This is a genomic window from Actinoallomurus oryzae, from assembly GCF_039541955.1.
Taxonomy (GTDB): domain Bacteria; phylum Actinomycetota; class Actinomycetes; order Streptosporangiales; family Streptosporangiaceae; genus Actinoallomurus; species Actinoallomurus oryzae.
Genome location: NZ_BAABHF010000057.1, coordinates 129563 through 140491, shown reverse-complemented (window position 1 = coordinate 140491; position 10929 = coordinate 129563). Strand labels below are relative to the sequence as shown.

At 75.5% G+C, this 10929-nt stretch carries 9 protein-coding genes; 6 read left to right on the top strand and 3 right to left on the bottom strand.

Annotated elements, in window-relative coordinates; translation table 11 throughout:
- Together ABEA10_RS44630 and ABEA10_RS44625 are read left to right on the top strand one after the other, a co-directional pair.
- Nucleotides 1–985, top strand: a 985-nt coding sequence (locus tag ABEA10_RS44630; RefSeq protein WP_345474730.1) for an alpha/beta hydrolase, incomplete at its 5' end; no start/stop codon positions are given.
- A complete protein-coding gene (locus tag ABEA10_RS44625) occupies nt 982–2274 on the top strand; it encodes an acyltransferase family protein (protein ID WP_345474729.1) in 1293 nt (430 codons plus the stop codon). The genes ABEA10_RS44630 and ABEA10_RS44625, both read left to right, overlap by 4 nt.
- 33 nt (nt 2275–2307) lie before the next feature.
- Here ABEA10_RS44625 and ABEA10_RS44620 read toward each other — a convergent pair whose 3' ends face one another.
- Nucleotides 2308–2496 (bottom strand): hypothetical protein, encoded by a 189-nt coding sequence (locus tag ABEA10_RS44620; RefSeq protein WP_345474728.1) that lies wholly within the window; start codon nt 2494–2496, stop codon nt 2308–2310.
- A 124-nt stretch (nt 2497–2620) separates the two neighbouring features.
- Nucleotides 2621–3352: a hypothetical protein gene (locus ABEA10_RS44615; protein ID WP_345474727.1), complete on the bottom strand. Its 732-nt coding sequence runs from the start codon at nt 3350–3352 to the stop codon at nt 2621–2623.
- A gap of 211 nt (nt 3353–3563) precedes the next feature.
- On the opposite strand from ABEA10_RS44615, the gene ABEA10_RS44610 reads away from it, so the two are divergent.
- The 4 genes from ABEA10_RS44610 (at nt 3564) to ABEA10_RS44595 (ending at nt 9822) form a co-directional block, all read left to right on the top strand.
- Nucleotides 3564–3971 carry a YciI family protein gene (locus tag ABEA10_RS44610; protein ID WP_345474726.1) on the top strand — a complete coding sequence of 136 codons (408 nt, stop codon included), beginning with the start codon at nt 3564–3566 and terminating at the stop codon, nt 3969–3971.
- A complete protein-coding gene (locus ABEA10_RS44605) occupies nt 3968–5113 on the top strand; it encodes an RNA polymerase sigma factor (RefSeq protein ID WP_345474725.1) in 1146 nt (381 codons plus the stop codon). Before ABEA10_RS44610 ends, ABEA10_RS44605 begins: the two co-directional genes overlap by 4 nt.
- Nucleotides 5114–5233: 120 nt before the next feature.
- The gene (locus tag ABEA10_RS44600; RefSeq protein ID WP_345474724.1) at nt 5234–7027 is read left to right on the top strand and encodes an HSP90 family protein; all 1794 of its coding nucleotides are present in this window, start codon (nt 5234–5236) and stop codon (nt 7025–7027) included.
- Entirely contained in the window at nt 7024–9822 is a 2799-nt protein-coding gene (locus ABEA10_RS44595; RefSeq protein ID WP_345474722.1) for a hypothetical protein, read from the top strand. The genes ABEA10_RS44600 and ABEA10_RS44595 overlap by 4 nt, the downstream gene beginning before the upstream one ends.
- A 16-nt stretch (nt 9823–9838) precedes the next feature.
- Here ABEA10_RS44595 and ABEA10_RS44590 read toward each other — a convergent pair.
- Nucleotides 9839–10929: diflavin oxidoreductase (locus ABEA10_RS44590; RefSeq protein WP_425551040.1), on the bottom strand; the 1091-nt coding region annotated here is incomplete at its 5' end.

Here is a 10929-nt window from a genome sequence, read left to right as displayed (position 1 = left end):
GGCGTGCGCGCTGCTGGCCGTGCCCGCCCAGGTGCGCGCGGCGACGCCGGTCGGCGCGGCGGCCTGGCGGGCCGACCCCCGGCACCTGCCGGACCCGGTGTCCACCGCGCCCGCCGCGGTGCACCGGTTCCTTGCCGCCGCCGGTCCCGCCGAGCAGCGTGCGCTGGCCGCCCGGTACCCCGGCGTGCTGGGGAACCTGGACGGCGCGCCCGCACCGCTGCGGTACGCGGCGAACCGGCAGGCGATGCGCGCGGCCGGTGCGCCCTACGAGGGACGCCAGGGCCGGTTCCTGCTGTTCGACCCGCGCGGTGACGGGCGGGTCGCGCAGGTGTTCGGCGACCTGAGGTCCGCGGACCGGATCGCGGTGCTCGTGCCCGGCTCCGGCGTCCGCGGCGCGAACTTCTGGCGCGGCGTGGGCGGGAACCCGCTCCACTCGCCCGCGGCGCAGGCCGCCGGCCTGTACCGGGCGGCCGGCGCCGGCCGCCGGTTCGCGGTCATCGCCTGGCTCGGCTACGACACACCGCGGGGCGTCCAGGCCGCCGAGGCGCGCGAGGACCTCGCCCGGGCGGGCGCCGCCGCCCTGGACCGTCTCGTCGCCGGGCTCGTCGCCGACCGCCCGGACGCGACGATCGCGCTGCTGGGGCACAGCTACGGGTCGGTGGTGATCGGGCTGGCCGCGCCCCGGCTGCCCCGGCAGGTGACCGACATCGCGGTGTTCGGCAGCCCGGGGATGGGCGTGGCCGACGCGGCGCGGTTGCACACCTGCGCGCGGATCTGGGCCGGGCGGTCGCGCCGGGACTGGATCCGCTGGGTGCCGGGCATACGGATCCTCGGGCTGGGCCACGGGGCCAGGCCCACCGGCCCGTCCTTCGGGGCCCGGGTGTTCCCGACCGCGGACGTGGCCGGGCACGACGGCTACCTGACGTCCGGTACCGACTCACTCGCCGCGCTGGCGCGCATCGCGGCCGACGGGAGGCGGCCGTGAGGGCGGCCGAGCGGGCGCCGCGGTGGCGCCGGACCCGCGCGATGCCACCCGGGCCGGGCCGAATCCGCCGGCCGCGGCGCCCGGCCGTCGACGGGAACGGCGTTCCGCGCCCGCGACGGCCGGCGACGGGCTGGCCGGCGCGGATCGAGGCGGCGACACCGGCCGGCCGGGACCGTACGGTCGACGCGGCCCGGGCGGTGGCGATGGCCGGGGTCGTGCTCGGGCACTGGCTGGTCTCGGCGCTGGTGAGCGACCCGTACCGGCCGGCGGCGCTGCACGGCGCGAGCCCGCTGGCGTCCACGCCGGGCCTGTCGCCGCTCACCTGGCCGCTGCAGACACTCGGCCTGTTCTTCTTCGCCGGCGGGTTCGCGGCGGCGCGCGGCCTGCCCGCCGCGGGCGGGCTGCGCCGGCTGGGCGTGCGGGTCGCCCGGCTGACCCGGCCGGTGGCGGTGCTCCTGGCAGTCTGGCTGCCGGCCCTGCCGCTGCTGTCCGCCGCGGGCGGCACCCGTCAGGCGGTCTGGTCGCTGGTGTCGCACCCCCTGTGGTTCCTGCTGGTGTACCTGATGCTGACGGCCGCGGCGCCGGTGCTGCGCACGGCGGTCCTGCGCTGGGGTGCCTGGGCGGCGCTGCCGCCGGCCGGGATCGTCGCCCTCGCCGATGTGTTCCACCCGCCGTACCGGCTCGGCCTGGTGACCGTGCCGGTGGCGTGGGCCGCGCCGTACGTGCTGGGCATCGCGCTGGCCGAGGGCCGGCTGCGCCGCCGGGCCGGCGCCGTGCTGGTGCCGCTCGGCGTGGCCGGCGGCGCCGTGCTCGTGCTCTGGGCCGGCTACCCGGCCAGCGCGGTCGGCGTCCCCGGCGCCGGCCGGTCCAACCTCGACCCGCCCTCGCTGTTCACGCTCGCCCTGGCCGGGGCGCAGATCGGGGCGTTCCTGCTGGTACGGCCGTGGCTGGCCCGGCTGTTGCGCCGCCCGTCCCGCTGGGCGCCGGTCGCCGTGCTCAACCTCGGGGCGATGACCGTCTACTGCTGGCACCAGACGGCGCTGCTGCTCGTGACGTTCGCCGCGCTGCCGTTCGGGCGCCCGCCCGGCCTGCTCGACGCGCCGGCCGGTGACTGGCCGCTGCACCGGCTGGCCTGGCTGCCCGCGTTCGCGCTCGTCCTGGCCGGACTGTGCGCGGCGTTCCACCGCGCCGGCCATCCCCGCAGCCGCCCCGCCCGGCCGCCGCGGACCGGCCGCGGCGAGCCCGGTCAGCTGCCCGGACGCCGCGCCGAGGAGGTCTGCGGACGGTGACCCGGGCCGCCAGGCGGGGCCGTCATGGGGCCGTCATGGGGCCGTCACGGCCGGGTCGGTGCGCAGATCGCCGTGCTCGGCGCGGACCATCGCGCTGACCGCCTCATCCTTGGTCCACACCCCGCGCCGCCACGACAGGACCCAGCCCTCGCCGGGGATGGCCATGGCCACCTGCGGGCAGCGATCGCTGCTGATCCATTCTTCACCGATCCTCAGGGCCATCCTTCCAGCCTACGTCGGTGTCCGCCGCGGGCCGTTCGTCCGCGATTACGGGGCGGTGTTTCGGCCCGCCGGAACCTCCGGGCCGCCCCTGGCGCGGCGTCACCGGGACGCCCGGGGACCGGTCTCAGCCCGGCGCGGTGGCCGCGGCGTGTTTCTGGTTGACGTAGACGCGGGCCACGATGGTCAAGAGGGCGGTCATGGGCGCCCAGACGCCCGCCAGCCACCATGGGTTCTCGGCGTGGTCGCCGAGCAGGAGCAGGCAGAACAGCGTGCCGATCAGCAGCCCGGCGGCCAGCCCCCCGGTGGCGACCATCCCCGGTGTCGGGGCCGCGCGCAGGCGGCACAGCCGCCACACGCACGCGGCCGTCAGCAACAGACCGGGCGGGATGACGATCAGCGCGAGGACGAGGACCCGGGCGCGCATGTCGGCCGGGGCGTCCAGTGTCTTCTGGGACACCTCCCCGGAGGCGATCTCGGTCAGCAGACCGCGCCAGATGGTGCCGGTGACCCGGTCGCCCTCGCCGATGCCGTACAGCAGGGGGCCGCCGGAGGAGTAGGACGTCCTCCACCGGGTCCCGTCCGGCCCGGTCAGCAGCACCCGGAAGGAGTCGTTCCGGCCGCGGGACAGGTGGACGCCGGACACGGTGAACTCCTGCGTCCAGCGGCACTCGGCGGGCGCGGACGGGGCCGCCGGGCAGCGCCCGGCCGCCTGATAGGCGCGCAGGTCGCGGACGCCGTCCGGTGCCGTCGTCACGACGACGAGGGTGACCACCGACACCGAGGCGACGGCGCACAACAACAGCAGGACGGTCGTGACGGCGGCGCGCAGCTTCCCCCCACCGGACGTGCTAAGCATGTCCGCATTGTCCCATTCAGGGGATCATCGTGGTGACCTCGCACGGCCGCCGCCGCGCCGATCCGATCCCGCGCGCCCTCCGCAGGGGCGGCGACGGCCAGAATCAAGATTTTGAGAAACCGCACGCCTCCGGATGTCGAGAACGCGGCACCGGCTCCGTCCCAGGGACGACAGCGGCCCCCACGGGCCGCGACGACCGAGGAGGACCACCGTGAAGTACCTGATCCTGAAGCACTACCGGGGCGGCCCGGCCCGCACCGTCGACTACGGGTCGATGGACCAGTGGACGCCGGAGGAGATCGACGCGCACGTGCAGTACATGCGCGACTTCGCGGCCCGCCTGGAGGAGACCGGCGAGTTCGTCGACACCCAGGCACTGGCGCCCGAGGGCACGTTCGTGCGCTACGACGGCGAGGGGCGCCCGCCGGTCACCGACGGCCCGTTCGCCGAGACGAAAGACCTCATCGCGGGCTGGATGGTCATCGACGTGGAGTCCTGGGACCGCGCGGTCCAGCTGGCCGGAGAGCTGTCCGCCGCTCCCGGGCCCGGCGGCGAGCCGATCCACGAGTGGCTCGAGCTCCGGCCGTTCCTCACCGGCTCGCCTACATTGACCGAGTGAACGAAGCGCTGCTGCGGGAGCTGGTGCCCGCGGTGATCGGTGTCCTCGTCCGCCGCGGAGCCGACTTCGCGTCGGCCGAGGACGCCGTGCAGGAGGCCCTGATCCGGGCGCTGGCGACCTGGCCGGACGATCCGCCGCGCGATCCGAAGGCATGGCTCGTCGCGGTCGCCTGGCACCGGTTCCTCGACGCCGCCCGCGCCGAGGCGTCACGCCGGGGACGGGAGCTCGCCGTGGAGGCCGAGCCTCCCGCCGGTCCCGCGCCCGCCGCGGACGACACGCTGCGGCTGTACTTCCTGTGCGCGCACCCCACCCTGCCGCCGGGCTCGGCCGTCGCCCTGACACTGCGCGCGGTCGGCGGCCTGACCACCCGGCAGATCGCGGCGGCCTACCTGGTGCCCGAGGCGACCATGGCGCAGCGGATCAGCCGGGCCAAGCGGCGGATCGCCGGGCTGCCGTTCGACCGCCCCGGCGACCTGGGCACCGTGCTGCGCGTGCTCTACCTCGTCTTCAACGAGGGGTACGGCGGAGACGTCGACCTGGCGGCCGAGGCGATCCGCCTCACCCGCCAGCTCACCGCCCTGACCGGCGAGCCCGAGGTCGCCGGGCTGCTCGCGCTCATGCTGTTGCACCATGCGCGCCGCGCCTCCCGCACCGGCCCGGGAGGCCGCCTCGTACCGCTCGGCGAGCAGGACCGCTCCCGCTGGGACACCGCCCTGATCGCCGAAGGGGTGAGCATCCTGCAGACCGCGCTGGCCCGCGACCGGCTGGGCGAATACCAGGCACAGGCCGCGATCGCCGCCCTGCACGCCGACGCCCCGAGCGCTGGTGAGACCGACTGGGTGCAGATCGTGGAGTGGTACGACGAACTGCTGGCCCTCACCGGCAGCCCGCTGGTGCGGCTCAACCGCGCCGTGGCGGTCGGGGAGGCCGACGGGCCGCAGGCGGGCCTGGCGGCGCTGGCCCAGGTGGACCCCGGCCTGCCCCGCTACGCCGCGGTAACGGCCTACCTGCACGAACGCGCCGGTGACCTCGCGCGCGCCGCCGAGCTGTACGCCGAGGCCGCCCACGCCGCCACCAGCATGCCCGAGCACAACCACCTCACGCGCGAGGCCGCACGGGTGCGGCAACGGCTGCGCCCCTGAACCCCCCGCCGTACCGGTGCCCGCGCACGAACCCGCGCCGCGGCGGACCGCCCTGCGTGGGCGCCCGCCGATCGCCCGGCACTACCATTCCCTGACCGAACACAGGGCAAGGGGCGGGGCGTGGAACGGGCCTTTCAGGTTGATCTTCGGGGCGTGGTCGATCTGCTCAGCCACCACCTCTACACCAGCCCCCAGGTGTACCTGCGCGAACTCCTGCAGAACGCGGCCGACGCGATCACCGCTCGCCGCCAGGCCGAACCGGACGCACCGGCCGTGGTGACGATCGACCCGCCCGAGGCGACCGGGGACGGGACACTGCGGGTACGCGACAGCGGCATCGGCCTGACCGAGCGCGAGGTGCACGAACTGCTCGCCACGATCGGCCGCAGCTCCAAACGGGACGAACTGGGGCTGGCGCGGCACGAGTTCCTCGGCCAGTTCGGCATCGGCCTGCTGTCGTGCTTCCTGGTGGCCGACGAGGTACACGTGCTGACCCGGTCCGCCCGCGGCGGCCCGACCGTGGAATGGACCGGCCTGTCCGACGGCCGGTACCGCGTGGCTCCCGCCGCCCGGGAGCGGCCAGAACCCGGCACCACGGTGACGCTGCGGCCACGGCCGGGCACCGAGCAGTGGCTGAGCGGCGCGATGGCCGGCGACCTGGCGGTCCGGTACGCCGACGCGCTGCCGGTGGAGATCTCCATCGCCGGCCGGCGGGTGAACTCCGGGACCCTGCCCTGGCGGCTCGGGCACCCCTCCCCCGCCGCACGCGCCGCGGCGCTGCGCGAGTACGCCGAACGCGTCTTCGGGTTCGCGCCGTTCGACGTGATCGACCTGGCCGTCCCCGAGGCCGGGCTGACCGGCCTGGCGTTCGTGCTGCCGATGGCCGCCAACCCGGCCGCCCGATCGGGCCACCGGGTGTACCTGCGCCGGATGCTGCTGTCCGACAGCGTGGACACGCTGCTGCCCGAATGGGCGTTCTTCCTCCGATGCGTCGTCGACACCGCCGAGCTGCGCCCGACCGCCGGCCGCGAGGCGCTGTATGAGGACGACCTGCTCGCCGACACCCGCGAGGCGCTGGGCGCCCAGGTACGCGACTGGCTGGTCCGGCTCGCCGCCACCGCGCCGGACCGGCTCCAGCGGTTCCTGTCCGTCCACCACCTGGGCGTCAAGGCGCTGGCGCTGCACGACGCGGAGATGCTGCGGGTGGTGGACCGCTGGTGGCCGATGGAGACCGCGGCGGGGCCCATGACACTCGCGGAGTTCCGCCGGCGGCACCCCGTGGTGCGCTACACCGCGACGGCCGATGAGTTCCGTGAGCTGGCCGCGGTCGCCGCCGCCCAGAACCTCGGCCTGGTCAACGGCGGATACGCCTACGACATCGAGATCATGCGGCGGCTGCCGCTGCTGGACCCGGCGATCAGCGTACGGCGCCTGGAACCCGCCGAGCTGACCACCTGCTTCGAGCCGCCGGACCCGGACCTGGAGACTCGCCTGCGGCCGTTCCTGCGCCTCGCCGCCGACACCCTCCACGCGCTCGGCTGCGCCGTGGTGCCCCGCTCCTTCGACCCGCCGACGCTGCCCGCCCTGTACATGCTGAGCCGGGAGGCGGCCCAGGCGCAGGAGATGCGGTCGGCGCGGTCGGCGGCGAACGACCTGTGGGCCGGTGTCCTCGGCGCGGTGGACTCCACCGCCGCGACCGACCGGCCCCAGCTGATCCTCAACCTGCGCAACCCCGTGGTACGGCGCGTCGCCGAGGCGCCCGACCCGTCGCTGGCCGCCCTCGGCGTCCAGGCCCTGTACGGTCAGGCGCTGCTGTCGGGCCACCATCCGCTGCGGCCGCAGGACAGCGCGCTGCTCAACCATTCGTTCCTCGGCCTGCTCGACTGGGCGATGGCCGCCGGAGGCACCCGATGAGCCGGACCGAGGCCGAACTGGCCGCCATGCTCGACCAGGCCCGGCAGATGCACTACGGCGAGGCGCAGACCGCGCTGATGGAAGACGTGGTGCGGCACGCCGACGCCGGCGGCCTGCACCGGCTGGCCTTCGCCGCGCGCCGCGACCTGGCCAACGCCTACAGCGTCGGCCGGCAGTGGGACAAGGCGTTCCCGCTGTTCTCCCGGTGCCTGAGCGAGTACGACGCCCGCCCGGGAGAGTTCGGGCCCGAGGCGGACCACGCGCTGCGCAACTGGTACGCCCACATCGCCCAGTCGATGGCGGAGTTCCCCGAGATCAGCCTGGCCCAGATCTACGGCGCCTTCGAGGACATGGAACGCCGCTTCCGCGCCGGCGGCCACAGCCTGCGCAAGGTCCACGACGCACGCCGCTGGGTCGCCCAGCTCGCCCGCGACTGGCCCGAGGAGGAACGCTGCTACCGGGCGTGGAAGGCCGCCGGCGGCCCGCACCCGGACTCGGTCTGGGACTTCGAGGCCGAGATCGAACGCCTCGTCCTGCGCGGCGACGACGCCTCCCTCGAACGGGCGCTGGCCATGGCCGGGCCGGTGCTGGCCGGGCAGGTCACCTTCACCGAACCGCCCGCGCCCATCCAGTGCCTGATGCTGGTGCCGCTGGCCCGCGCCGGCCGCTTCGAGGAGGCCGCCCAGGCCTTCCACCGGGCCCGCCGCGCGATGTACCAGGACGTCTACCGGTTCGAGTACGGCGGCATGAAAGTGGAGTTCTGCGCGCTGACCGGCAACGAGGAGACCGGGCTGTCGGCGCTGCGCGAACACCTCGGCGGCTACCCCACGCTCAACCGCCCCAACGGCAAGATGGAGTTCGCCACCGCCGGGGCCGTGCTCCTGCGGCGGCTCGTCGAGGCGGGCCGGGGCGATGAGACCGTCCGCGGCGCCGGCACCGACCTCACCTGGACCGTGGCGCAGCTGCACCAGGAGATGGACGCCACCGCGCGCGAGCTGGCCGCCCGCTTCGACCGGCGCAACGGCACGACCAGCCAGGGCGACCGGATCCGCGCCCGCCTGGCCGCCCCGCCGATCGCCGACTTCCTCCCGCTGACACCGACCGCCCGCAAGGCCCCCCGCCCGGTGCCGATCCCGCCCGGAACACCCCCCGAGTCGCTGCTGGACCAGGCCGAATGGCACGAACAGCGAGACGAGCACACCCAGGCCGCCCGATGCCTGGACGCCGTCGGCACACCGCCGCCGCACCTCGCCGCACGGCACGCCGAGCTCACCGCGCTGATCACCGGAGGCGACGACGCCGAAGCCCGGTTCCGGTGGGCCGCCGAAGCCCACCGCCAGGCCGGGGACCACCTGCGCCACCTCGTCTGCCAGTGCCGGCTGGGCCACTGGCTGAGCCGCCACGGCCAGGTCAAGAAGGGACTGAAGACGGTCGCGCGGGCCGTCGGCGAACTCCACCGCACCGGCGACCACCAGATGATCGCCTACGGTGAGCTCCTGCACGCCCGCGCGCTGGTGCAGGCCCGCGACGACAACGCGGCCTACAGCGCGCTGGCCCGCGGCGCCCAGCACGCCCGGATCGCCGCGAACCCGGTCCTCATCGGCGCGCTCGCCCTGACCGAGGCACACTGGCGCGAGGTCGACGCGGCCCCGCCCGCGCAGGTGATGGCCCTGGCCGACGTCGCACGCGGCGCCTACACCGCCGCCGGCGCACTCGGCCGGCTCGTCGCGGCCCATGAGGTGACACGCAAGGCCCACGACCGGGCCGGCACACCCGGAGTCTTCACCGCCTGGGTCGAAACAGAACTCGCCGCGCTCCCGCCGACGGCGCCCGCGCAGCTCCGCGGCTACCTGCGTTACCGGCGCGGCCTCGCGCTCATGGCCGCCGGGCGGCCGGCCGACGCGCTGGAGGACCTCATCGACGCCGTCGGCGAGGCGCGCTCACGCGACGACGACACCGCCGAACAGGGACATCAGCTCGCGGTGGCCTACCGCGCCGCCGGCCGCGTCGAGGACGCGGTCCAGGCGGCCGACGACGTCGCCGCGTGGCTGGACCGGCTGCGGGAACTCGGCCGGCTGGAGCGCCCCCAGATCGCCGACGACAACCGCCTCCTGCTCGCCGAGGGCTACCGCATGCTCGGCGACCACTCCCTCGCCAAAGAGGAGTACGACAAACTCGCCCAGAACGCTCGCGCGCAGGACGACCCGCGCCTGCTCGTCAACGCGCTGATCCCGACGGCCCAGATCCACGACCTGCTGGACCGGGACGCCGAGGCGGCACAGGCCTACCGGGCGGCCGGCGACGCCGCGGCCCGGCTCGGCGACCGGCACCTGACCGCCCTGTGCCGCGCGGCCGAGGCGCTGTCCCTGCACTGGGCCGGCGAGGGACAGCGGGCACTGGCCGCCCTGGCCCAGGCGGAGGAGGCCACCCGCGCGCTGCCCCCCGAACCCGCCGCCCGGCTCACGCTCGGCCAGGCGCTCACCTTCCGCAGCGCCGCCCACATCCTGGCCGGCGCCGGCCGGACACCGCAGGCCCTGGACCGGGCGGCACGCGCCGCGACGGCGTTCCGTCGGCTCGGCCGGCCCGCCGACGCGGCGGAGATGGATCTCCTGCACGGCGGCATGCTGCTCGACGCCGACCGTCCCGACCTCGCCGAACCGATCCTGCGCGCGGCGCTGAACGCCGCCCCGGCCGGGACTCCCCTGCACCTGTCGGCGTCCCAGGCGCTCGCCCTCACCCTCGAACGGCTGGGCCGGACCGCCGAGGCCCGGCAGGTCACCGCACCCCCGGACTGAAACATCGCGCGGCCGGTCAGTACACGTCGCGGACGTAGCGTTTCCCGGCGGACAGCCGCCTGAGGTACGCCGCGGCGGCCTCCGGGCTCAGACCGCCGTGGGTGACGGCGATGTCGCACAACGCCCGGTCGACGTCCTTGGCCATCCGGGAGGCGTCGCCGCAGACGTACAGGTGGGCGCCGTCCTGAAGCCAGGACCACAGGCGGTGGCCCTGCTCGCGCATCCGGTCCTGGACATAGATCCGGGCGCGCTGGTCGCGGGAGAAGGCCGTGTCGAGCCGGTCGAGGTGGCCCTCATCGCGCAGCGCGGTCAGCTCCTCCTCGTAGTAGAAGTCACCCGCGCGGTGCTGCTCGCCGAAGAAGAGCCAGTTCGGGGCGCGGTGCCCCCGGGCGCGCCGCTCGTACAGGAAGCCGATGAACGGCGCGATCCCGGTGCCCGCGCCGACCATCACCATCGGGGTGCCCGGGTCGGCCGGCGGCCGGAAGTGCGGGGATCGCCGGACACGGACCGGAACCGGCGAACCGGGGGCGGTGCCGGCGAGGAAGGCCGAGCAGACGCCCGTACGGGCGCGGCCGTGCGGGTTGTCATAGCGGACGACCGAGACCGTCAGTGCGACCTCGTGCGGCTGGGTGAGGGGACTGGAGGAGATCGAGTAAAGGCGTGGACGCAGGCCGCCCAGAACCTGCGCCCATTCCTGCGCGGTGGCGCGGACGGGACGCTCGGCGATCACGTCGACGGCCTGGCGGCCCCACGACCACTGTGCGAGCTGCCCCTTGTTGTCCGGGCGCAGCAGCCGCCGGAGCGTCCGGTCGCCGGTGCGCTCGGCGATGAATCGCAACAGGCCCGCGGTGATCCCGGTGATGTCCAGGTGCCGGTGCAGGGCCTCACCGAGCGGGACCGGGCCGATGCGGTCCAGCTCCACGGCGGCGCCGGCGTCCAGGCCGGTGACGGCCAGCCACTCGGCCACCAGGTCGGGATGGTTGACCGGGCGCACCTCGAGCGCGTCGCCGGCCTGGTAGGTGAGCGGGACGTCACCGCCGCGCAGGTCGAAGGTGAACCGCCGCACCTCCTTGCCCGATCCCGGGCCGCTGAGCAGCCGGTTGCCGG

Excerpts from the sequence above, each read along its gene's own strand:
- ABEA10_RS44595 (WP_345474722.1), top strand. The coding sequence starts at position 7,024 with ATGAGCCGGACCGAGGCCGAACTGGCCGCCATGCTCGACCAGGCCCGG.
- ABEA10_RS44615 (WP_345474727.1), bottom strand. The coding sequence starts at position 3,352 with ATGCTTAGCACGTCCGGTGGGGGGAAGCTGCGCGCCGCCGTCACGACC.
- ABEA10_RS44620 (WP_345474728.1), bottom strand. The coding sequence starts at position 2,496 with ATGGCCCTGAGGATCGGTGAAGAATGGATCAGCAGCGATCGCTGCCCG.